This is a genomic window from Ruminococcus sp. OA3 (genome assembly GCF_022440845.1).
Lineage (GTDB): Bacteria > Bacillota > Clostridia > Lachnospirales > Lachnospiraceae > Ruminococcus_G.
Genome location: NZ_JAKNTO010000001.1, coordinates 55922 through 79915 on the forward strand (window position 1 = coordinate 55922; position 23994 = coordinate 79915).

The window sequence follows — 23994 nt, forward strand, 5'->3', positions numbered from 1 at the left end:
TATTTGCATTATCTTTAATTTTCTCATATTACCGGTTAAATGTGGTATACTACTTTTAAAGGAGGTACCGCCACATGGAAATTGAACGCAAATTTTTGATCCGGTCTCTGCCGGAGAATCTCTCAGAATATCAGACACTGAAAATCGAACAGGCTTATCTCTGTACAGATCCTGTCGTCAGAGTACGCAGACAGAATAATGAATACATCCTTACGTATAAGTCAAAGGGCTTTCTTTCACGCGAAGAGTATAACCTGCCCCTGACAGAGGACGCGTATCTGCATCTGAGAAAAAAGGCTGACGGCATCATACTTTCCAAGACACGCTACCTCATTCCACTTGCTGATGGCTTGAAAATCGAACTTGATTTCTTTGATTTTCCATACGAAACACTTCAGCTCGCGGAGGTAGAGTTCCCCACAGAAGAAGCAGCAGCAGCATTCACGCCGCCGGATTGGTTTGGCGAAGATGTGACTCATTCTTCACGTTACCAAAACAGTACGCTGAGTCTGTTTGATGCTACTTAGACGAATCAAGCATGGCAATCCTCTGATTTTTCAGATTTTGCCATGCTTTATTTGTTTTTTTCACTATATGTATTGCATTATGCAATTTAATCGTTTGCAATTACATGGTTTCAGTTTGTTTTTATTTCTTTTCAAATGTCTACACTATTAAGTATAGATTGCAGGAAAGGGGATTTGACAACATGGATTACAAACGAATGAACGAGCTGCGCCTGTTGGGTCTTACTATCGCCTATTACCGTAAGTTAAGAGGTATGACTCAGATGGACCTTGCTGAGGCCGTGCAAATCAGCAGAACACATATGAGCAACATTGAAGCGCCTAACGGAAAAACTTCTATTTCTCTGAATAAGCTGTTCGATATCGCCGAGACACTTGATGTCTCCATGAAGGATTTATTTGATTTCCGCAGCAACATATGAAACTATTTATGAAAAATTTGAAACAAAGCATGGCAAAACCACCTTTCCCCTGGTATTTGCCATGCTTTATTTATCTTATTTATCCTTTTCCTTGCCTTATGCACATATACACATTGCATTCTCTCGCTTTTACTTTGTTTTCATTCCCTTTTAAAAGTCTACACTATAGGTATAGATTGCAGGAAAGGGGATTTGACAACATGGATTACAAACGAATGAATGAACTTCGCCTGTTAGGTCTGACCATCGCCTACTACCGGAAGGTAAGAGGTATGACTCAGATGGAGCTTGCTGAAGCTGTACATATCAGCAGAACGCATATGAGCAACATCGAAGCGCCAAATGGAAAAACTTCTATTTCTCTGAATAAGCTGTTCGATATTGCAGAGGCACTTGACGTCTCCATGAAGGATTTATTTGATTTCCGAGACAACGCATTATAATCCTTTTGCTTTTCTCACGCAGGCTTTCATGGCCTCGATCACAGAACTTCTGAACCCCTGCTTCTCCAGGACTCGTACCGCCTCAATAGTGGTTCCTCCTGGGGAGCAGACCATATCTTTTAGTTCCCCCGGATGTTTCCCGGTCTCCATCATCAGTTTTGCACTTCCGAGCACTGACTGCGCCGCAAATTCATATGCCTGTGCCCTTGGCATACCGTCAGCAACTGCAGCGTCTGCCATAGCCTCAATGAACATGAACACATATGCCGGGGAACTGCCGCTCACTGATACGACGACGTCCATCAGACTCTCAGGGATCACCTCTGCCTTTCCAAAACTTTTCAGGATGTTCAGCACGGTTTCCATCTCCTGGTCTGTCACATTCCTATTTCTGCACGCCCCCGTCATTCCTTCACCGACAAGGGCAGGTGTATTCGGCATGGTTCGCACGATTTTACAATTACCACCCAGTCGTTCCCCCATCCAGTCCAGCGTTTTCCCCGGCGCAATGGAAACTACGATCTGCCTGTCGCTGAGTGCGTCTTTGATCTCTGTAAGTACATCCTCGTAATACTGCGGTTTTACCGCAAGAAACAGAATATCGGCAAACCCCACCACAGTACAGTTGTCCACAGTTGTGAGCACACCCTTCTCCTGCTTTGCCTTCATGATGGCCTGCTCATTTTTATCTGACACCATAATCCCATCCGGTGTCACCATCCTGCAGTTTAAAATTCCATTCATAATGGCAGATCCCATATTTCCACATCCGATAAAGCCCAGTTTCATAATCTTCTCCTCCATTCCAATCATCCAATATGGTTCACTTTTGTTTTATTCTACTCGCATTCAGGTCATGAGACAAGATGAATTTTCAAACCTCTTTCACCTTTTGAAGTTTTTTATAATATATTATATCATTAGAGTTATGTTGGAGGTATGTTATGAAAAAGTGGCTGATCGCCTGTGTCACAGTCCTTCTGCTGTGCGGTGTGTTCCTGTCCGGCTGCAGCAAGGATGAGAAACTTACCAGGGTTACGCTCAACGAAGTAGCCCATTCTATCTTCTATGCGCCTCAGTATGTCGCCATTGAAAATGGCTATTTCGCAGAAGAGGGGCTTGACCTGGAACTCGTGACTGGTTACGGTGCGGACAAAACAATGGCTGCTGTCCTCTCCGGTGAAGCTGACATTGGTTTCATGGGCGCCGAAGCATCTATTTACACTTCCCTCGAAGGGGCAAAAGATCCCGTTGTCAATTTTGCCCAGCTAACACAGCGCGCCGGAAATTTCCTCGTCGCACGGGAGCCGATGGATGATTTTAAATGGTCAGACCTGAAAGGCCATGATATTTTGGGCGGGCGAAAAGGCGGAATGCCTCAGATGGTTTTTGAGTATATTCTGAAGCAAAATGGTCTGGACCCGGAAAATGATATGAATATTGATCAGAGTATTGATTTCGGTTCCACCGCTGCCGCTTTTTCAGGCGGTCAGGCTGATTTCACCGTTGAGTTCGAACCGGGCGCAACTCTCCTGGAGCAGGAAGGTGCCGGGTATGTGGTTGCTTCCTTAGGTGTGGATTCCGGTTACGTTCCTTATACCGCTTACAGTGCCAAAGGCAGCTATATGGAAAAGAATCCGGAAATCATCCAGAAATTCACCGATGCCATGCAGAAGGGAATGGATTATGTAAACTCTCATTCTGCCGAGGAAATTGCCGGGGTTATAGAACCACAGTTCAAAGAAACAGACCTGGATACACTGACCACTATCATAAAACGTTATAAGGATCAGGAAACCTGGAAAGACAATCTTATTTTTGAAGAAAAAAGTTTTGATCTGCTGCAGGATATTCTGGAAACTGCAGGAGAACTTGACAGCCGTGCTTCTTATGACGATTTGGTTACCACAGCTTATGCCGAGAAAGCTGCTGAGTAGACGTATTTTTATCCGCCGGAAAAACCCGTTGACTGCTTCGGGTCTTTCCGGTTTTCTCTTCCTGTCAAAGAGATTAAAACAGTCTTTTCCCATCTGAAATATCGATGCCAAGTTCTTTCGCCATACCGGTTTGCTTGAATGGATTTATTTTTTCCACTGTGCCATTGTGCTGAAAAAGCGAACCTGTATTCTTAAACCAGAATGTTACATTTGCCTTTACACATTGCTCACGGATATTAAGTACCCACTCATATTTGCATATGCGGGCTTCCCTCCCCGTTTCACCGCCAACCGTAACGTGCTCTACCCCCTGAAGATACGGTGTTAAATCTATCGCTTCCAGAAGAGGGGCACACGCAATAAAACGTCGCTTTATCGGATATGATAAGAATAAGGGAAGTCTATAATCGGCCAATTCCTGATTTTCGACGGTGCATCCAATATTCACATTGTCATATCCTGTGCCCCAGTCAGACGGAAGCGATACAGGGAAACGGTCTATCCGCTTTGTCAAAATCAAAAACTCTATATCTGTTCTCTGCCTGATGATAGACCAGGCATCCTTACGCCATTCGTCCGCTTCGGGAAGAAAAAAATCAGTTGCAAAACATGTTGCAAGGATTTTGTTTCCTTTAATGTTGTATTCACCTTTTTTATTCATTCTGATTGGCCAGTCAAATTTATCCGTCTTTTGAATCGTATTCTGTCCACAGCGTTTTGCATGTGGCCCATAAAAATAACAATTTGTGCAGCCATCACTTATTTTATAACAGCCAGTCCACGGCTCCCAGTTCATAGGCTCCTCCTTATTGTTCGGATTTTATCGGTACAATGCCCATCCAGCCAGCCACTTCTGACAACGTCTTCAGTTTCGCATCCAGCAGATCATCCACAGGCGATGAATCCGTGAGCAGATCCGGGATCATCACCACTGTCATACCGGCATGATACGCTGACCGGATGCCGTTATAAGAGTCTTCCAGCGCAAGCGCACGTCCAGGCGGCGTCTCAAGGGCCTTACATGCTTTCAGGTAGATCTCGGGTGACGGCTTTGCCTCCGTCACCATCCCCCCTGTGATCACAGCCTGAAAATCCTCCAGAACCCCAGCTCCAATCAGATTTTTTAGCGTGCGGTCATGGCTGGAGGAGGTCGCCACTGCCCGTTTGATGTTCTGTGCTTTCAAAAACCCGAGCAGTTCATAGAGCCCCTTCTTCACCGGCAGCCCTTTCTCATCCACATACGCCTGAAATACCCCGCGGTATTCATCGCAGAACTGCGCAAATGGAAACTCTTCTCCGAAATTCTCTTTAAAATACGCTTCCCTCTTTACTACATTCAGCCCCATTGTATGGTAGATATGGTGCCCCAGCTTTCCATACCCCATCCTCTCGCCAACAATATCCCACGAATACTGTACGATCCGTTCGCTGCCAAACATCAGCCCATCCATGTCAAACACAACCGCTTCTATCCTTTTTCTTCCCATGTGCATCCCCTTCTTTTTTTATAAGGCAGGGGAGAATCCCGCACCGCGAGATTCTCCCCATCACCGCACCTGCCCCCGCAGACACCCCCGTTATTTATTCAGCGCAATATACCCTGCAAAAACAGCGCAAGCACCAGCACCGGCAGCACATAGGTCACATACCCCCTGAGCCATCCCGGCACCGACAGGCCGCTTCCCTGATTGGCTTCCACCTGATAATTCTTGAATCCCCAGCCCCATTTCCAGGTACAGAAGACCAGATAGACAAGTGACCCAAGTGGGAGCAGTACATTGCTGACAATAAAATCCTCCAGATCCAGAATCGCACTGCCCTCCCCAAGCGGCTGAATTGCACTCAGCACATTATACCCCAGAGCACACGGCAGCGAAAGCAGTATAATCAGCACCAGATTGATCGCCGCAACCTTTTTCCTGTCAATGTTCCACATTTCCATGCAGCAGGCAATGATATTTTCAAATACGGCAATGACTGTTGAGAATGCCGCAAAAGACATAAACAGGAAAAACAATGTCCCCCATATCCTTCCGCCTGCCATCTCAAGAAATACATTCGGCAGCGTGATGAAGATAAGACTCGGTCCGCTGTCCGGGCTGACTCCAAACGCAAAACACGCCGGAAAGATGATCAGTCCTGCAACTATCGCCACAAATGTATCCAGTACTGCAACATTGACTGCCTCTCCCAGCAGTCGCTTATCTTTGCCCAGATAGCTTCCAAAAATCGCCATCGCACCGATTCCAAGACTCAGTGTGAAAAATGACTGGTTCATCGCCGCCACTATGACGCTGAAAAGCCCGAGAAGCATATTGCCGTCTCCGATCGCCCTCACCGGACTTTTTTTGCTGGCGCGCCCGACGGCAAATTCCATGCTCAGAATCGGCACACCCATGATCACCAGAAACAAAAGATAGAACAAAACAAAGATTCCTCCTCCATTTTGACCTACCACATACGGAAATCTCCAGACATTTCCTATACCGATCGCGCACCCCGCCGACAGCAGCAAAAATCCCAGCCGCGACTTAAACTGTTCTCTCCCATTCACTATGAAGTTCCTCCCTACGTTTGATTTTTTCATTGTAACAAAAACCCAATTCTTTATCAAACACAAAGATTAACGTTTTAAAGCGCCAGAGCAATACATGGTTACGACAGTTCCGCTGCGGTCATCTGACTCGAATTTCAGCCTGGCTTTGTGGAGTCTGGCGATCTCATGACACAGGGAAACTCCGAAACCATTTCCCTCTACCTCATTCTTTGCAAGTCTGATGTCCCGGTTCAGTGCTGCCAGTTTTCTGCCGTCTATGGGGGGCCCGTCATTCTTCACGATGATTTTGTGTTTCTCCAGAGTTAGTTCCGCCTGGGTTCCTGCTCTTACTGCATTGGAGAGCAGATTATCCATCAGACACAAAAGCAATGTTTTGTCTCCTGTAATCCTCTCCGTCCTGCAGTTCATTCTGACTGTCGGATACCTTTTTTTCAGCTCGGTCAAAAGCTCGTCCGAAGAAACAGACTCCGTCTTTATTTCCCCTTCTCTCACACTTCCCATGATCAGCAGCTTGTCCACGATATCTCTCAGATTTCTGGCATCCTGTTCGATCTGTTGTCCCGCAAAAAAAATATCCTCCGGGTTCAGCTTGCCCGCTTTCAAATACTGTGCATATCCCTGTATGTTAGTGAGCGGAGTCCGCAGTTCGTGCGCAATGTTGTTTACCGGACGGTATATTCTGCGCATTGTAGTATACAAAAACATGCCGATTCCGTCAGAAAGCAAAAGCGCCGCCAGAGCCGAACCCCATATCCGGGAATTCTGGTTTCTGCAGAGCCTTGTTATGTCCCTCAATGACAAGATGTAAAGTTTTATCCCATTATCATACACCGAATTTTCAATCCCCAGAAAACAGCGTCCTTCAATTTTCTGCTTCCAGACTCGTTTTTCGCCCGTGTATTCCACCTGAAACGGAAGCATATTGATAACTTCCCGTCCCGCCTCTGTATCCTGCTCCCGAATCTGTATATAGGTCCCATTCTCCCGGTATTTGATACCCATCTGGGCGGTTCGTCCCGCCCCCGCCTCAAAACCCGACAGCGCCGCAGCTGCAGTACCTATATTATGTGCCTCCATCACAGCGCTGTCGGTCTCCTTCTGGAATTCATTTCTGTGAACAGCCGCCACCAGAAAAAAAGTCCCCGCATTGATAATTAACACAAACAAAAGGAAAGTGACTATAAAATTCTTTTTCCATATCTGCATGATCAAATCTCCAGGCGGTAGCCATATTTAAAAACCGTACGTATCATATCTTCCAGATGCAGTTTTTTACGCAGTCTTTGAATATGCACATCCACAGTCCGTTCTTCCCCTTCATAGTCCATGCCCCATGCCATTTCCAGCAGCCGTTCTCTGGATAAAGCAATGTTTTGGTTTTGAACAAGCGCTTTCAACAGCTCAAATTCCCGGCTGGTCAGTTCTTCTTTCTCACCCGCTGCAGTAACTGTGCGGGTCTGTATGTTGATTTCCACATCTCCGACCCGGTATACCACAGTTTCTTTGTGAAAACGCCTGAGTACAACCTGTACTCTCGCCAGAAGTTCTTCCACGTCAAACGGCTTCACAATATAGTCCTGCGCACCGCTGTACAGCCCTTTTACCTTGTCCTGAACCTCTCCCCGCGCAGTCACGTAGATGACCGGCAGTTTTTCAAACTGCCGGATCAGTCCGAATCCGCTCCCATCCGGCAGATTGATATCCAGAAGTACGAGATCAACCGTGTGCCGTTCAATAAGTTTCAGAGCCTCAAGGCCTGTAAAAGCCTGGAAGCTCCTGTGTCCTACCATTTCGAGTGTCCTGCGCATCAGTTCATTGATCCCCGGTTCGTCCTCCACGATCAGTATGTCAGCCAACTCTTTCTCCCCCGTCTCTTTTTATTCATTTCGGATGGTCCGAAGTCTCATACGCCCGTTCCTGAACCTCTATCAGCTGTTCTACGCTCAGATCCTGTACCCGCGCCGATGCAGCATCCAGGTCGCCCGCTTCACACACTTCATCGATGATAGCCTTAGCGCTCTCTACTTCAAACGCGTAGATATCTCCGATGTCGGTCGCCAGCTCCTGCATGGTCTTTTCCCCCTCAGTACTTTTTACTTTCAGTGCATACTCGTAGTTGAATGCCTCTCTGCTGACTTCCCCAAGCGTAACCGTGTCATAATCCAATCCATACTTATCACAGACCTGCCTGAGAATCTCCTCCGCCACATACTGAGAATTCTTATACAGGGAGTCCTGGCCAGAAGGAGTCCAGAGATCCTGCTCCTCCATTTCAGCCTGAAGTTCCTGCTGCGACTTTTCCAGAATTTCATTCTGTGTGTTCTGCTGCGCAAATGCCAGAATCCCTCCCGTCGCCAGCGTTATGGCAAACGCCGTCACCGCAGATATCATGATTACCCTGTTTCCTCTCATTTTTCCCTTTCGCATTTTACATCCTCCCTGCTCTTGTTATAGGCTTATTATAGGAGGCGGTTGTTTCCAAGTTGTAACAGAAACCCAAAACTATTTTTTTAAATATTTTTACACCGGAAGGCTATCCCGCACGCACAGCGCGCCATACCCGACCTGGGGGTTCGGGAAGCTTTCAAACCCCGGCAGCTCCTTAGCACCCCTGATCAGATATGCCTTAACCTTTTCGCTGTAGAGATAGGGGTCATTTCTCCGCACGATCCCCCATTCCATCAGCAGGGCACTTGCCCCTGTCACAAACGGTGTTGCAAATGATGTCCCCGTAACGCTGTGGTATCCACCTCCAGTCTGAGGGGCCATGATATTGACGCCAGGTGCGACAAGTATGGGCTTTACCTGGTTTGTCACCCTGGTGTAACCTCGTCCTGAGAACCCGGCATAAGACAGCAGTCTGGAATCATACGCCCCGACCGCGATCACCCGCTGGGCTGTGGACGGTATTGTAAGCGTTGTTTCCGGTGTTGGTTCATAAAAACGCGTCGCAGCTCCGATCACCTGCCCGCCCGGCAGCCACATATCGTAATTGCCCTGGACGATCCTTCTGGGAACCAGCCGGATCGTCCAGACTCCGCTGTCCAGATAGTCATCCCTGGGCAGAAAATCCAGATAAATCTCCTGAGCGGGGCTGTAAGGGTTCGGCTCCCCGTAATAAAACAGGACCTGCGTATTTGGAAAATTCAGCCGCTGTGCTTCCTGTGCAGCCCGGATGGGACCGAAGGATGTTCCGCCGGGATGTACCAGGACAATATCGACTTCATCCTCATATTGTTTCCAGATCTGAACACTGAGCGCTTTCTCGTATGTACCAATTCCCAGCTGAACATCCCGCACAACACCTTCTGTCAGCACCCCGGATGTATGTCCGCCAAGCGCCGCGTCGTTTCCCGTTCCGACACTGATGACATTGCGCCCGACACCGGACACTGCATCCAGATAAGTTTCTATCAGTGAATCTCCGCTGTGAGATCCATACGCGTTACCGAAACTCAGGTTTACAGCTACCGGCATACGGTTTGCATAGGCAAGTTTTATCACATAATCGACAGCCTGCATCAGTTCTGTGGTCCTTGGAAACCCATCGCTGGCAGGAGCCCCCAGTTTTACCACGATCAAACCGCTCCTCGGTGCCACGCCCCGGTAGATGCCGCGGCTAGCTGCACCATTTCCGGCCGCAATCCCCATAACTGAAGTGCCGTGTCCGCTCGTATCTCTGCTCGGGACGATCTCCTGTCTTTCTGCCGGTGTCCCGGCGCGAAGCGCCCTGTCGATATCTTCTTTGGTATATTCAGTCCCCAGATTGTACCCCTGGGGCGGATTTCCTGAGATCGTCTGATCCCATAGATACTGTATCCGGGTCGTTCCGTCAGAATTCAAAAAATCCGGGTGGCTGTAATCAATTCCTGAATCAATACAGGCCACCCAGATTCCTTCTCCAAACAAATCAAACATTCCTGTCTGCACACGATTGACACAACTGGCTGTCCGTGCCTGGTCCAGTGCAAAGTACAGGCGTTTTGGTTTCTCGATATATTCTACAGCCGGATTACGCGAGAATTCCTCGAGTCTGGACTGGCGAATGGTAACAATCGCGTAATTGTTCAGAAGAGGTGTAAAAGATATCACCTCATCAGCAAGTTCTTCCGGCGCTCCCGAATAGCGGACGATCAAGTCCCATGTGCGTTCCTCGGCATCGTATCCCACATCCAGTTCCAGCGATTCTTCCCGCTCTTTCGGCGTCGCTTCCAGTGCAAGATTTAAAAGATTTTCAAGTTTTTGATCGCTCATCACAATGTCCGTTTTTTATTATTGTATGAGCAGCCTCCACAGATTATCCAAGAAATCCAAACGGTTCCTCATCGTGCAGAAAATGCATCAGCTGATATGCACACATGATCGCGACATTTTCTTCCTTCAGAATCCTCAAAACCTCTGTCCGGTCAGCAAGGACAACTTCTATCTCCTCATTTGGTTCAAGGTACCGGCCGCTTGCCTCTCCCTGTGCATACCCGTATACCGTTGCACAGGATTCATCCGTCATACCGATCGTTGTAAAAAACGGGCGTTCAAAATCTCCTGCCGATGTGATCGGCTCAAGTTTAAGCCCGGTCTCTTCTTTCAGCTCCCGAACCGCCGCTGTATGGTAATCTTCGCCCTCATCGACAAGTCCCGCCGGAAACTCATAGATATAATCATCCAGGGCATAGCGGTATTGCCTGATCAGCACAACACGGTCCGTATTGCCTCTGACCACCGAAAATATCACAACACCGTCCGGCGGATTCTTATGTGTATTCAGCTTCAGAGTTTCCTTACTTTTAGCCCTCGAAGCTACGTAATATCTAAAATCCCTGCCATTTTTATTAATTGCCTTCAGTTCATACAGATTGACGTGCGGATTAGCCGTCTTTGCATGAATTTCCTTTATTTTTCCCATCGTCTTTCTCCCCTAGAGTTTCATCGTCAGGCTGATTCTCTTCTTTGCCATATCCACTCCAAGCACTTTGACTTCTACCACATCCCCTACACTGACTGCTTCCAGCGGATGCTTGATAAACCTGTCTGTCATCTGTGATATATGGACCAGTCCGTCCTGATGAACTCCTATATCCACAAAAGCACCAAAGTCAATGACATTTCTCACAGTCCCTTTTAATACCATACCTTCCTTCAGATCTTTCATTTCCATAACATCAGAGCGCAGTATCGGAAGAGGCATGTCCTCCCTGGGATCACGTCCCGGTTTGCAGAGTTCTTTTACAATATCGTGCAGCGTGGGCTCACCCACTCCCAGCTTACCGGCCAGCTTTTTATAATCACCGACCGCAATGTTCTTAGCGCCCGGCTCCAGAATCCATCCTGGATCATATCCCAGCTCCTGCAGAAGGTTTTCTGCAGCCTGATAGCTTTCCGGGTGGATGCTCGTGGCATCCAGCGGTTGTTTTCCTCCATTAATGCGCATAAAGCCTGCACACTGCTCATAAGCCTTCGGTCCAAGTTTAGCCACCTTCAAAAGCTCTTTCCTGCTTTTGAACTTTCCGTTCTCCTCCCGGTAGATTACAATATTCTTTGCAATAACCTTCGTAACACCTGATATATATTCCAGCAAAGGTGCAGAGGCCGTGTTCAGGTCGACACCGACCCGGTTCACACAGTCTTCCACGACGCCGCCAAGCGCCTCACCCAGTTTTTTCTGGTTCATATCGTGCTGATACTGGCCGACTCCGATTGCTTTGGGATCGATCTTCACAAGCTCTGCAAGCGGATCCTGCACACGCCGCGCTATGGATGCCGCGCTTCGCTGACCCACGTCAAAATTTGGAAATTCTTCCGTCGCCAGCTTGCTGGCAGAATACACGGAAGCACCGGCCTCATTTGTTATGACATACTGAACCTTCCCGGGAATTTCCTTCAGCAGGTCAACAATAAACTGCTCGGATTCTCTTGATGCCGTTCCGTTGCCGACAGAGATCAATGTTACACCATACTGGCGGATCATCTTTTTCAAAACATCTTTGGCTGCCCTCTGCTTTTCCTTCGTCGTGGGTGCCGTCGGATAGATTACTGCCGTGTCAAGCACCTTCCCGGTCGCATCCACAACGGCAAGCTTACACCCGGTCCTGAATGCAGGGTCCCATCCAAGCACAACCTGCCCGGTGATCGGCGGCTGCATCAGCAGCTGTCCCAGATTCTTACCAAACACTTTGATGGCGCCGTCCTCCGCCTTTTCCGTAAGTTCACTGCGGATTTCCCTCTCGATCGCCGGCGCGATCAGACGGCGGTAACTGTCCTCCACAGCAGCTCTCAGGATCGGCGTTGTATAAGGATTATCCTTTCTGATTGTCCTTTTCTCCAGGTAACGCAGGATATCGTCCTCAGGAGCTTCGATCTTTACTGTCAGAATCTTTTCCTTTTCTCCCCGGTTCAGCGCCAGAATCCGGTGCCCCGCAATCTTAGAAACCGGTTCTTCAAACTGATAATACATCTCATAGACCGATTCGCATTTATCATCCTTTGCAGAAGATGTTATCAATCCCTTTTTCATGGTCACACTTCTGATGTGACTGCGGAAATCTGCATTATCTGAAATGTTCTCCGCGATGATGTCAGAGGCACCGGCAATGGCTTCCTCCACAGTAAAGACCTCTTTCTCCTCCGCCAGAAAAGCCTTAGCCTCATCTGTGATGGGACGCGTCGTCATCTGAAGTGTAATCACAGCAGCGAGCGGTTCCAGCCCCTTTTCTTTCGCGATGATCGCTCTCGTCCTTCTTTTGGGCCGATATGGGCGATAGAGGTCTTCCACCTCCACCAGCGTTTTGGCATCCTGAACAGCCTTTTTCAATTCCTCCGTCAGTTTTCCCTGTTCACCGATCGTAGTGATAACCTGCTGTTTTTTGTCATTCAGATTGCGCAGATACATCAGACGTTCATACAGGTTTCTCAAAACCTCATCATCCAGGGAACCTGTCATCTCTTTTCGGTATCTGGCGATAAAGGGTATCGTATTCCCCTCATCGATCAGCTTCACTGCCGCATCCACCTGTGATCTTTTTATATTCAGCTCTTCGCCGAGCGCCTGATTAATTTCCATATGATTCCTCCTGATTTTTGCTATGATAACCTTATCAACCCCATTTCAATTTGTCAATACTTGTTGTAAAGCCCCTTACTTCATGATAAAATATACGCGTAACAGTGTGACTGTTACGTAAACCCAGAAAAAGAATTTATCATTACATTCAGAAAGCGGGATCGTATCATGGAACAAAATACCAATTTCAACGAAAACCCACAGCAGGATTACTACTATCAAAACCGGCAGGAGGCACCGCCTCCGGCATCTTCTTCACCTTTGTCAACTGCTTCCCTTGTACTGGGAATCTGTTCTCTGGTATTGATCTGCTGCGGAGGATCTTTTATTCTCGGCGCACTCGGAATCATCTTTGCCATTCTTTCCAGGGGCCGGACACCAATGAACGGAACGGCAAAGGCCGGTCTTGCATTATCCATCATCGGAATCGTACTCTCAATCACCGTATATACTTTCTATATCGTGTCTTTTGTATCATCCGGAGAGTTTGACAACGTACTTCGAGGGTATGAATATTATTATCATAACGGTGAGGATGATTACTACGACGACTATGACGGCGACGATTATCTGGATGACCTTCTGCGCCGTTACCAGGATGGACTGGGACAGGGCGGCTCTTTGACCGAGGGTGAATTATAAATCCCCCAGCGTGATCCCATACTGGAAGAGCAGAAAATTTCGTATCAGCCAGTTGATGAGAACGATGAAAAGACCCGCATACACGTATCTGTTTCGGAACCGCATGCCGATGTTCAGCTTTCCTTTGGATATCCATTCCAGCACATGGCTGATGCCGTACCAGATAAGCAGTCCCGCAGTATATACGACAATTGGATGATAGAGAAATGACTGAATAATATTACCTTTCACAAGGGCAAGCACAGCTCTTGTGCCTCCGCATCCGGGGCAGTAAAAACCTGTCACCTGATGAAAAATACAGGGGTGCATGAAAAGTTTTCTCATGTTTATCATCCTTTCAGTTTCATTCCTACAGTATAACACAAATATCACAAAGAAAACGGAGAAGAAATACATGAAACGTTCGTCCAGAGAATTAAAAGAAAATGCCCGTGTCATATTAAACGGAAGATATGGAATATTCATCGGAACTTTTCTGGTATACTTCCTGATCGCAATGGCAATCGAGAGTGTACCGGTCTTTTTCCTCAGAACCGAAGGGGCTTCGGGGATCGTGGTCAGCCAGGTCATCACCCTGATCCTCTCGCTGATCATCAGTATTTTGGCCGCCGGCTTCAACCGGCTCAGTCTAAATGTTTCCCGCGGCAGGCAGGCAGGTGTCGGCGATCTGTTCTACTGCTTTTCGCATCACCCGGACAGGGTCATTGTAGTAAACTTTCTGATCTCCCTGGTGGGCATTGTCTGCCAGATTCCCACGATTCTTATCACAGTGTCGCTCGGCTTTCAGTCATTTTACTATACACCGCTTTCCTGGATCGCAGGTCTGCTTCTTTGCTCACTTGTATTTGGAATCATCTCGTACATTATCACTCTTGGATTTTCACTGTCCATACCGCTTCTGATCGACAATCCGGATATGGGCGCCATAGAGGCGATGAAGACAAGTGCGGCACTGATGAAAGGAAATAAATGCCGTTATTTTTATATCTCACTGAGTTTTATCGGAATCAGCCTTTTGTGTATACTTTCTTTCGGAATCGGATATCTCTGGGCGTTCCCCTACATGTCCGTAACCTTCATGGAGTTTTACCGTGAAACGATCGGCGAGCTGGACGGCGGTCCGCGGGATCAGATTCATTCTCATTCAGATTATGATGCACAGGATTCCTGGTCATAAGCCAGAAAAGAGGATACCTTTTAAAGGGTATCCTCTTTTTATCTGTCCAAAACCTCAGACATTGTCAAAGCCCTGCGAGAACAGGTGGTTCATCAGGCGCCATCCCTCTCCAAGCACATTTTGGCTCGCTGCTGCTTCCGCCTCACTGTAATGCCAGTCCCGGTTCTGTAGCGCCGTACTGTCATACAAAAGATACGGGACCGGATCACTGGTATGGGTTCTGACGCGGATCGGCGTCGGGTGGTCCGGAAGAACCATCAATCGGTACGACTGCCCCGACGCGTCCATCCCTTCCCTTACCAGCCGGATGACCCGCTGGTCCAGATTCTCGATCGCCTGTACCTTACGCTCCACACTGCCCTGATGTCCCATCTCATCCGGTGCTTCCACATGAATGTAGGCAAAATCATATCCATCCTCAGTCAGTGCCTTTACAGCCGCTTTGGCTTTGCCTTCATAGTTCGTATGAAGACCGCCGTTTGCGCCTTCTACCACGATATTATCCATCCCTGCTCCGACGGCAATCCCTTTTAGCAGGTCAACCGCTGATATCATGACACCTTTTTTATGGTATTTTTCTTCAAAAGAGTCGAGTGACGGTCTCGTGCCGGCTCCCCAGAACCAGAAACTGTTCGCAGGTTTCCGTCCCTTTTTCCTGCGCTCCAGGTTCAGCGGATGCCGCGACAGAATTTCATAACTTCTCTCCTGCATCCTGCGCAGCATCTCATCCTGCGGCAGGTACTGTCCGATGGTCTGTCCCAGCACATCGTGCGGAGGCGTCAGTTCCACCACGCTCCCATTGCTCCATATCAGACAATGGCGGTAGCTGGTGCCCAGATAAAACTGGTATGTCTCATTCTGAAGTTCCTTCGTAACAGCCTCCAGAAGCACCTTCGCATCCTCCGTACTGATCTCGTCCGAGCTGTGGTCGATAATGGTTTTCTTTTCATACGGCTCATCCTCGGAGAGCGTCACGATGTTGCAGCGGATCGCCACGTCATCCAGTTTCATATCCACGCCGATACTGAGCGCTTCCAGCGGAGAACGCCCGGTATAATACTGCTTTGGGTCATATCCCATCACCGAAAGATTCGCCGTGTCACTTCCCGGGCTCATGCCTTCAGGAATCGTATGCACCATTCCGATTTCCGAATATGCAGCCAGCTTGTCCAGCTCAGGAGTCTTTGCATAGGCTAATGGGGTTTTCCCCCCGAGAGAGGCAATGGGCTCATCGGCCATGCCATCCCCCAGAACTATTACATATTTCATGCCTGTCTCCCCTTATGCCTAAAATCTGGCACGGATCATACTGATGATTCCGTCCGCATGCTGCGCTTTTTCCTGGTAAGCGGCTTCTGTCATCACTCCCGTTACAAACGCAAATTCGCCTTTTAAATCATCCGTCTCGACAAATGTCACATCGCCAAACAGGTCTTTTACTCGCTGTCCGTCAGCAGCGACAGAGCCTTTAACGCGTACAAAAAAACGCTCCTCTACCTGACTGATATCCATCAGCTCAAGTTTTTTGCTGCTCCAGTTCATCATGATATTGCGGTTCAGATGTTTTGCAGCATCCACAACGTCAGCGACCACTGCGCTCGCGGTCGGGAGCTTTCCTGCTCCGCTTCCATAGAACATTGCATCGCCCAGGACATTGCCGTGCACAAAAATCGCATTAAATACGCCGTTTACGCTGAACAGCGGATTGGTGCCGTCGATCATAACAGGGCTGACCATCGCATAGAATCCGTCTCCGACTTTTTTGCTGGTTGCCAGAAGCTTAATGCTCGTTCCCATTTTCTTGGCATATTTGATGTCATCAGCCGTTATTTTCGTAATCCCTTCTGTATAGACATCTTCGTAGTCCACAAACCTTCCGAATGCCAGCGAGGAGAGAATCGCGATTTTTCTGCAGGCGTCGTAGCCTTCCACATCCGCTTCCGGATTGCGCTCTGCATATCCTTTTTCCTGAGCATCCTTCAGTACATCATCAAAGTCAGAACCGTCCGTGCTCATCTTCGTCATAATATAATTCGTTGTACCATTCAGGATTCCTGTAATTTCATCGATCTCATCCGCGGTCAGAGAAGAGTTGAGCGGACGGATGATCGGTATTCCGCCTCCGCAGCTTGCCTCAAACAGAAAATTAATATCTTTCGAGCGGGCAATCTCGAGAAGCTCAACGCCGTGTTTTGCTACCAGTTCTTTATTGGACGTGCAGACACTTCTTCCGCTTTCCAGAGCACGTTTTACAAACGTATATGCAGGCTCAATGCCTCCCAGTACTTCCACGATAATCTTAATCTCCGGGTCATTGATAACCGTCTCAAAATCATGGACGATCTTTTCCTGTACAGGATCGCCCGGAAAATCGCGAAGATCCAGCACATACTTGATGTTGATCTCTTCACCGGCTTTTTTGTTGATGCTGTCATGGTTTGTATTGATGACTTCCACCACACCGGACCCTACGGTACCATAACCTAATACTGCAATATTAATCATCGTTTTTTCTCCTTATGGTCTTTATTTATTAATCGTTCTCTGTCTTTTTTGAAGACAGCGCAATCCACTTCAGATATGCATTGATGAACGAATCAATGTCACCGTCCATCACCGCATCCACATTGCCGCGCTCTTCACTTGTCCGGTGGTCTTTTACCATCGTGTACGGCTGCATAACGTAAGAGCGTATCTGATTACCCCATCCGATATCAGATACTTCTCCGCGGATTCCCGACAGTTTTTCCTCATTCTCCTGCTGTCTGAGCAGATACAGTTTTGACTTGAGCATCTGCATCGCCTTGTCCTTGTTCATATGCTGAGAACGCTCATTCTGACATTGTACTACTATTCCGGACGGAAAATGTGTGATACGGATCGCTGATGACGTTTTATTGATGTGCTGTCCGCCGGCTCCGCTTGAGCGATACGTGTCGATCCGTATGTCATCATCCTTTATTTCGATGTCTACATCCTCCTCGATATCCGGCATTACATCACAGGATACAAAAGAGGTCTGGCGCTTACCCGCAGCATTGAACGGAGAGATGCGCACAAGGCGGTGTACACCCTTCTCCGATTTAAGATATCCGTATGCATTTTCTCCCTGCACTTCAAACGTAACAGATTTGATACCCGCCTCATCACCATCCAGATAGTCCAGCACTTCAACGGTATATCCTTTTCGTTCCGCCCAGCGGTTATACATACGGTAAAGCATTCCTGCCCAGTCGCACGATTCAGTTCCACCGGCCCCGGCATGCAGGGTCACGATCGCATTGTCCCTGTCATACTCACCTGCCAGCAGTGTTTTTACACGGATATCCTCAAATTCTTTCGTAAATTCATCCAGCAGTTCCTGTATTTCCGGTATCACTTCCGGGTCATTTTCCTCATAACCCATCTCAATAAGCGTCTCCATATCCTCTTTTCTGGATATCAGGCCCTGGTACGTGTCCAAATCATTTTTAAGTCCTTTCAGCTCTTTCATAAGCTGCTGAGAATACTCCGGATTGTCCCAGAAGCCCGGCGCTTCCATTTCCATTTCTAATTCCTGAATCCGCTTTTCCTTGTTAGCAAGGTCAAAGTGAATCCCTCACTTCCACTAATGGTCCTGTGTAATTGTTCAGGATTCCCCTGAACTGATCTAATTCAACCACTGCTTCACCTTCTTTCTAAAATTTTTATAGCATGCCTGCAGCAGCGTTACGCTCTGCGGCCACAGCACTGTTTGTATTTCTTCCCGCTTCCACATGGGCACGGATCGTTCGGATATACCTTCTCCGCGGTACGCTGTACCGGTTTTTTCGGACCACTGTCATCCTTGTTGGTTCCGGTGACCTGAGCCACCTGTTCCCGCTCCACTTTCTGTTCGATTCTGACATGATAGAGCAGACGCAGAGTATCCTGCTGAATAGACGCCGTCATATCATCAAACATCTCATAAGCCGCCATCTTATATTCGACTTTCGGATCTTTCTGTCCGTATGCCTGCAGACCGACTCCCTGACGGAGCTGATCCATATCGTCGATGTGGTCCATCCACTTACGGTCAATAATTTTCAGGAGAATGACACGCTCCAGCTCACGAAGCTGTTCCGCCTCCGGGAATTCTGCCTCTTTCATCTCGTAGAGCTTCACGGCTTCTTCCTTCAGTTTCTGTTTGCATTCATTCTTCTTCAGCCCCGCAACGCGTTCCTCTGTCAGCGGCTCAAGCGGTATGATCGGAATCAGTACTGTATTCAATTCTCCCAGATCCCACTCCGCAGCATCATTGTCTTCATTGATGCACATATCCACAGCATTGTCAACCGTATCAGTGATCATCTTATAGATGGCATCCCGCATATTCTCACCATCTAATACACGGCGTCTTTCTTTGTATATGATCTCCCGCTGTTCATTGTTAACCTGGTCATATTCCAGCAGGTTTTTACGGATACCGTAGTTATTACTCTCGATTCTTTTCTGTGCTGTCTCAATCGCATTTGACAGCATCTTGTGTTCGATCTGCTCGTTCTCGGCAACTCCCAGTGTTGTAAACACTTTCATCATACGTTCAGAGCCGAACAGACGCATCAGATCATCCTCAAGGGAAATGTAAAATCTGGATTCTCCCGGGTCTCCCTGACGTCCGGAACGTCCTCGCAGCTGATTGTCGATACGTCTGGACTCGTGGCGCTCCGTACCGATGATCTTTAATCCACCGGCCTTGCGGGACACATCATCCAGTTTAATATCCGTACCACGGCCTGCCATGTTCGTAGCGATCGTCACAGTTCCGGCGATACCTGCCTGTGCAACGATCTCAGCCTCAAGCTCATGGAATTTTGCATTCAGCACCTGGTGCGGGATACCTTCACGCTTCAGCATACCGCTCAGCAGCTCAGATGTCTCGATCGTTATGGTACCGACCAGCACAGGCTGCTGTTTTTCATGTGCCACCTTGATCTCTTCCACAACAGCTTTGAATTTTTCTTTCTTGGTCATATAGACGGCATCATCCTGATCCATGCGAACCACCGGTTTGTTTGTAGGGATCTCTATGACATCCATTCCGTAAATATCCCGGAACTCCTGCTCCTCGGTCAGGGCGGTACCTGTCATACCTGCCTTCTTTGCGTATTTATTAAAGAAGTTCTGGAATGTGATTGTTGCAAGGGTTTTGCTCTCCCTGCGTACCTTCACATGCTCTTTTGCCTCGATTGCCTGATGCAGGCCGTCAGAATACCTTCTTCCCGGCATAATACGCCCGGTAAATTCATCAACGATCAATATCTGTTCATCTTTCACAACGTAATCCTGATCTTTAAACATCAGGTTGTGCGCACGCAGAGCAAGAATAATATTATGCTGAATTTCCAGGTTCTCGGGGTCAGCAAGGTTCTCAATACTGAAGAATTTTTCGACTTTGCGGATACCTTCTTCCGTCAGGTTTACGATCTTATCCTTTTCATTCACGATAAAATCACCGGTCTCTGTGATCTCCTCACCCATAATCGCGACCATCTTCGTCATCTCACCACTGGCCTCACCGCGCTCCAGCTGCCTTGCAAGGATATCGCAGACTTCATACAGTTTGGTGGATTTCCCACTCTGTCCGGAGATAATAAGCGGCGTTCTCGCTTCGTCGATCAAAACAGAGTCAACCTCATCAATGATCGCATAATGCAGATCTCTCTGCACCAGCTGTTCTTTATAAATAACCATATTATCACGCAGATAGTCAAATCCAAGTTCGTTGTTAGTCACGTATGTGATATCACAGGCGTAAGCCGCCCTGCGCTCATCACTTTTCATGGAATTCAATACAACGCCTACCGTCAGCCCCAGAAATTCATGGACTTTTCCCATCCATTCAGCATCACGGTGTGCCAGATAGTCATTAACGGTAACGATATGAACGCCTTTTCCTTCCAGCGCATTCAGATAGGCAGGAAGTGTGGAGACAAGTGTCTTACCTTCACCGGTTTTCATCTCAGAAATACGGCCCTGGTGTAAAATAATACCTCCGATCAGCTGAACGCGGTAATGCTCCATGTTCAGTACACGCTTTGCCGCTTCACGAACAACTGCATACGCCTCTACCAGCAGATCGTCAAGCGTCTCACCCTTCTCAAGCCGCTCTTTAAATTCACGTGTTTTATCCCGCAGTTCACTGTCACTAAGCGCCTGCATCGCCGGACGAAGAGCCTCAATCTGATCGACCTGCGGCAGAATACGTTTTACCTCACGGGAACTGTGCGTTCCAAATACTTTCTCGATTATTTTCATTATCGTAATTCGCTCCTGAAATCTTCATATTTATACATACGTTTCTATTTTAGCACTTTTAACAGAGTAAAACAATCATATTTTCGTGAACTCTGCTTTACGCGGATGCCTTCGGCATATAGATACCCGTCGCCATCACCGCCGGTTTCCCGGTCTCCTCAATCCACCCGTCCATGGAAATCTGTACTAAAGTCTTCCCAAGATGTTCCACCCTGGCTTTAATCATCAGATGTGTGTTCTCCAGAATGGGGGAAAGATAATTCATATTCAGTGAAACCGTCGGAGTTATCCCCGTAAATGCCGCAATGCGGGTCAGCAGGCCTCCTGTACTGTCACACGCTGTCGCGGAGAGTCCTCCGTGCATTGTATTCAGCGGATTCAGCTGCCAGTGTTCTACCGGAAAACGCAGGGTGATACTCTGCTCCCTGTAACTGCATTCAGCCAGTTCCATCTTCATCATCTGCATGATTCCGGAGTTGGCCCCCCTCCGGTGACTGAGCACTGCTTCCGCCATCTCCCGGAATAAAGACTCCTGCGCGGAAGGCCCTGCATTCTTTATTTTGTCTCTGTATGCAATTATTATTTCTGTTTCCATCGTACAATTCCTCCAGATTTCTCTTCCTGTTGCCGCCATGAATCGAATTATAACACAGCTTGCAGAAATTACAAGGAATTCTGTAAAGATTGAAAAGCCTGCTGTTCTGTGACCGATTCACCATACGGCCACATCACAACAGGCTTATATTCCAGGATCACATGGATTTTCTCTCCGCAATCTCCGCCATCTTGGCGTCATTCAGTCTGGTATCACCGTGAACACGGCTGTATGACAGATAGCCGTTCATACGGTCAATCTTAGTCAGATTTGTGGAACCGCAGACCGGACACACATCCATCTCCAGTTCCTGATGACCACAGTCATCGCAGTACGCAAGCGAGAGGTTGACGCCTTCATAATAGCCAAGATCCATTGCACGGTAGATAAGGGCTTTGATCGCCTCAACATTATAATCGATCGGATAGCGCACATACTGAATTTTCCCGCCGTTGCACAGTTCCCAGAATCGTCCTTCCAGATCCTGTTTCTCAATCGGGGTGATATCCTCGGTCACGTGGCAGTGGAAACTGTTGCTGACATAAGGACGGTCAGATACACCGCGGACAATTCCGTACATTTTCCGGAACTGTTCCACCTGTAATCCACACAGACTCTCCGCAGGCGTCCCGTATATCGCATAGAGAATCCCGTCTTCGAGTTTGTATTTTGCAACTTTATCGTTGATATACTGCAGCACCTCAAGCGCAAACTGCCCGTCCTCTGCAATGGACTTTCCATTATACAGCTCCTGCAGCTCATTGAGCGCCGTGATACCAAACGACGCCGTCATAGGTTTCAGAAGCGGACGTATCTTATCCGAAGGTTTCAGATGCCCTCCATAGAAGCCGCCTTCACAGTAGCCAAGAGGATTCGTAGATGCTCTCATCTCGCCCAGATAATCATATGTGCGGATATGCAGCTGACGGATCATTTCCAGATAAAAGTCCAGCACCTCGTAAAAATCACGGTTTTCAGAACGTGATTTCGCAAGGATCATAGGAAGATGCAGACTGACAGCACCGATATTGAATCTCCCCACAAATACCGGTTTGTCGTCCGGATCAGCAGGATTCATGCCCCCCCGTTCATACCATGGGCTCAGAAATGCCCGGCAACCCATGGGACTGATCACGCGGCCATACTGTTTATACATACTCGAAATATATCCTTTTCCGGTCATAGACAGCCAGTCAGGATACATCGTCTTAGCCGAGCAGGAAACCCCCGCCTCGAACACTTCTTCGCACGGACAGCCAGGCCCGTGCAAGTGTTTATCAAACAGAAAGACGATTTTGGGGAATAGAACCGGTTTTTTATGACCTTTTTTCCCCTGTCCCCCCTTGTGGACCTCCAGCAGTGACAGAGAGACCATCTTCTCAAAATGCTCCGTTCCAAGCCCGATCGTCACAGTCACAAACGGATAGTCTCCTCTGGAGGACCCCACCGTATTAAGTTTATATTCAATGCCCTGCCATCCCTGGTCACAATCCCTGCGAACCTTGTCCATGGCGTATTCCATTGCTTTTTCTTCTCTTCCGGTCCAGCTCTTATCTGCGTATTTCAGAAATTCTGCATAATACTTATCATAGCTTTTCTGTGCATAAGGCCCAAGGATCTTATCCACCTCCGGGACTGTAAATCCACCGTACTGCTGTGCCGCAGTGCTCAGGATAATATCTCCCATTACATCGAATGCCGTGTCCAGAGTCTTCGGTTCATTATACCAGACATTCCCCATCTCAAATCCGTCTTTCAGCACCGTTGCCACATCAAACAGACAACAGTTTATCGTGTCAAGACGGGCAGACTGGTCATGGATATAAATGTAGCCATCCTTGCATGCCTGCAGTTCGTTGCGGTTCATAAAAAATTTTCGGTACAGTTCTTTGTTCAGTTCATTGAAGATCAGGCTCCGCTTTGTAGCCACAAGTGCACTGTCCGTATTGGCATTGCTCTTATCGCCGATATAGCGGATGGACTGGCTCTTTGTATACACATCATCCATCATATGTATGAAATCTATCTTGTAGTTCCGGTAATCACGGTAACTCTTTGCAACAGCAGGGTTGACCTCTTCCAGCGCACCTTCAACGATATTGTGCATATCCTGGATAGGCAGTTCTTTCTTCCCGAGTCTTTCTGCCTTCTCCGTCGCATATTTACAGATGAATGCAATCTCCTCATCTGTGAACTCATACAGAATCCTCCCTGCCGACTTGTTGACTGCCCTGACAATCTTGTCCGCATTAAATGGTTCTCTCGTCCCGTCCTTTTTTATAATGTATACCATTTCCCCTATCTCCTTTTTCACTGATGCTTTTCTTTTTTCAATATCTTGTGTTTTTCAGTGTTAAATAA

Annotated in this window: 23 protein-coding genes; 6 read left to right on the forward strand and 17 right to left on the reverse strand. The window is 47.9% G+C overall.

Annotated elements, in window-relative coordinates:
* The first annotated feature begins 74 nt into the window (after nt 1-74).
* From MCG98_RS00305 to MCG98_RS00315, 3 genes are all read left to right on the forward strand, one after another.
* On the forward strand, nt 75-527 hold the full coding sequence (locus MCG98_RS00305) for a CYTH domain-containing protein (protein WP_240299882.1): 453 nt from the start codon (nt 75-77) through the stop codon (nt 525-527).
* A gap of 182 nt (nt 528-709) precedes the next feature.
* Entirely contained in the window at nt 710-949 is a 240-nt protein-coding gene (locus MCG98_RS00310; RefSeq protein WP_240299883.1) for a helix-turn-helix transcriptional regulator, read from the forward strand.
* A 200-nt stretch (nt 950-1149) separates the two neighbouring features.
* Nucleotides 1150-1392 carry a helix-turn-helix transcriptional regulator gene (locus MCG98_RS00315; protein ID WP_240299884.1) on the forward strand — a complete coding sequence of 81 codons (243 nt, stop codon included), beginning with the start codon at nt 1150-1152 and terminating at the stop codon, nt 1390-1392.
* Here MCG98_RS00315 and proC read toward each other — a convergent pair.
* The gene (gene proC, locus MCG98_RS00320) at nt 1387-2181 is read right to left on the reverse strand and encodes a pyrroline-5-carboxylate reductase (RefSeq protein WP_240299885.1); all 795 of its coding nucleotides are present in this window, start codon (nt 2179-2181) and stop codon (nt 1387-1389) included. The two genes, MCG98_RS00315 and proC, sit on opposite strands and share 6 nt — an antisense overlap.
* 155 nt (nt 2182-2336) lie before the next feature.
* Between proC and MCG98_RS00325 the strand changes: the two genes are divergently transcribed.
* Nucleotides 2337-3329 (forward strand): ABC transporter substrate-binding protein, encoded by a 993-nt coding sequence (locus tag MCG98_RS00325; RefSeq protein ID WP_240299886.1) that lies wholly within the window; start codon nt 2337-2339, stop codon nt 3327-3329.
* A 73-nt stretch (nt 3330-3402) separates the two neighbouring features.
* Here MCG98_RS00325 and MCG98_RS00330 read toward each other — a convergent pair whose 3' ends face one another.
* The 9 genes from MCG98_RS00330 to MCG98_RS00370 all read right to left on the reverse strand — a co-directional run bounded on the left by MCG98_RS00330 (nt 3403) and on the right by MCG98_RS00370 (nt 12943).
* Entirely contained in the window at nt 3403-4125 is a 723-nt protein-coding gene (locus tag MCG98_RS00330) for a DUF5131 family protein (protein WP_240299887.1), read from the reverse strand.
* Nucleotides 4126-4135: 10 nt separating this feature from the next.
* A complete protein-coding gene (locus tag MCG98_RS00335; protein WP_240299888.1) occupies nt 4136-4816 on the reverse strand; it encodes an HAD family phosphatase in 681 nt (226 codons plus the stop codon).
* A 98-nt stretch (nt 4817-4914) separates the two neighbouring features.
* Nucleotides 4915-5916 carry a sodium-dependent transporter gene (locus tag MCG98_RS00340; protein ID WP_240299889.1) on the reverse strand — a complete coding sequence of 334 codons (1002 nt, stop codon included), beginning with the start codon at nt 5914-5916 and terminating at the stop codon, nt 4915-4917.
* 36 nt (nt 5917-5952) lie between these two features.
* A complete protein-coding gene (locus tag MCG98_RS00345; RefSeq protein ID WP_240299890.1) occupies nt 5953-7092 on the reverse strand; it encodes a HAMP domain-containing sensor histidine kinase in 1140 nt (379 codons plus the stop codon).
* A gap of 2 nt (nt 7093-7094) precedes the next feature.
* Entirely contained in the window at nt 7095-7742 is a 648-nt protein-coding gene (locus MCG98_RS00350; protein ID WP_240299891.1) for a response regulator transcription factor, read from the reverse strand.
* Between the two features lie 25 nt (nt 7743-7767).
* Nucleotides 7768-8313, reverse strand: coding sequence for a hypothetical protein (locus MCG98_RS00355; RefSeq protein WP_240299892.1), 546 nt, complete (start codon nt 8311-8313; stop codon nt 7768-7770).
* A 93-nt stretch (nt 8314-8406) separates the two neighbouring features.
* Nucleotides 8407-10140 (reverse strand): S8 family peptidase, encoded by a 1734-nt coding sequence (locus tag MCG98_RS00360; protein WP_240299893.1) that lies wholly within the window; start codon nt 10138-10140, stop codon nt 8407-8409.
* Between the two features lie 43 nt (nt 10141-10183).
* Nucleotides 10184-10789 (reverse strand): NUDIX hydrolase, encoded by a 606-nt coding sequence (locus MCG98_RS00365; protein WP_240299894.1) that lies wholly within the window; start codon nt 10787-10789, stop codon nt 10184-10186.
* Between the two features lie 12 nt (nt 10790-10801).
* Nucleotides 10802-12943 (reverse strand): Tex family protein, encoded by a 2142-nt coding sequence (locus tag MCG98_RS00370; protein ID WP_240299895.1) that lies wholly within the window; start codon nt 12941-12943, stop codon nt 10802-10804.
* A gap of 168 nt (nt 12944-13111) precedes the next feature.
* On the opposite strand from MCG98_RS00370, the gene MCG98_RS00375 reads away from it, so the two are divergent.
* Nucleotides 13112-13585, forward strand: a complete 474-nt coding sequence (locus MCG98_RS00375) for a DUF4190 domain-containing protein (protein WP_240299896.1) — start codon at nt 13112-13114, stop codon at nt 13583-13585.
* Here MCG98_RS00375 and MCG98_RS00380 read toward each other — a convergent pair.
* Complete coding sequence (locus MCG98_RS00380) at nt 13580-13909, reverse strand: DUF2752 domain-containing protein (protein ID WP_240299897.1); 330 nt, start codon at nt 13907-13909, stop codon at nt 13580-13582. The two genes, MCG98_RS00375 and MCG98_RS00380, sit on opposite strands and share 6 nt — an antisense overlap.
* A 70-nt stretch (nt 13910-13979) precedes the next feature.
* On the opposite strand from MCG98_RS00380, the gene MCG98_RS00385 reads away from it, so the two are divergent.
* The gene (locus MCG98_RS00385; protein WP_240299898.1) at nt 13980-14762 is read left to right on the forward strand and encodes a DUF975 family protein; all 783 of its coding nucleotides are present in this window, start codon (nt 13980-13982) and stop codon (nt 14760-14762) included.
* A gap of 54 nt (nt 14763-14816) precedes the next feature.
* On the opposite strand, the gene MCG98_RS00390 is transcribed toward MCG98_RS00385, so the two are convergent.
* From MCG98_RS00390 to nrdD, 6 genes are all read right to left on the reverse strand, one after another.
* Nucleotides 14817-16031 carry a cofactor-independent phosphoglycerate mutase gene (locus MCG98_RS00390; RefSeq protein WP_240299899.1) on the reverse strand — a complete coding sequence of 405 codons (1215 nt, stop codon included), beginning with the start codon at nt 16029-16031 and terminating at the stop codon, nt 14817-14819.
* 18 nt (nt 16032-16049) lie between these two features.
* Nucleotides 16050-17267 (reverse strand): homoserine dehydrogenase, encoded by a 1218-nt coding sequence (locus MCG98_RS00395; protein ID WP_240299900.1) that lies wholly within the window; start codon nt 17265-17267, stop codon nt 16050-16052.
* Nucleotides 17268-17295: 28 nt separating this feature from the next.
* Nucleotides 17296-18424, reverse strand: a protein-coding gene (gene prfB, locus MCG98_RS00400) for a peptide chain release factor 2 (RefSeq protein ID WP_240299901.1) whose coding sequence is annotated in 2 segments (ribosomal slippage) — nt 17296-18348 and nt 18350-18424 — 1128 coding nt in all. Because the reading frame shifts where the segments join, the coding sequence is not laid out codon by codon here.
* Nucleotides 18425-18470: 46 nt separating this feature from the next.
* A complete protein-coding gene (gene secA, locus MCG98_RS00405) occupies nt 18471-21038 on the reverse strand; it encodes a preprotein translocase subunit SecA (RefSeq protein WP_240299902.1) in 2568 nt (855 codons plus the stop codon).
* Between the two features lie 97 nt (nt 21039-21135).
* On the reverse strand, nt 21136-21633 hold the full coding sequence (locus MCG98_RS00410) for a PaaI family thioesterase (RefSeq protein WP_240299903.1): 498 nt from the start codon (nt 21631-21633) through the stop codon (nt 21136-21138).
* A gap of 157 nt (nt 21634-21790) precedes the next feature.
* Nucleotides 21791-23926: an anaerobic ribonucleoside-triphosphate reductase gene (gene nrdD, locus MCG98_RS00415; protein ID WP_240299904.1), complete on the reverse strand. Its 2136-nt coding sequence runs from the start codon at nt 23924-23926 to the stop codon at nt 21791-21793.
* Between the last annotated feature and the right edge of the window lie 68 nt (nt 23927-23994).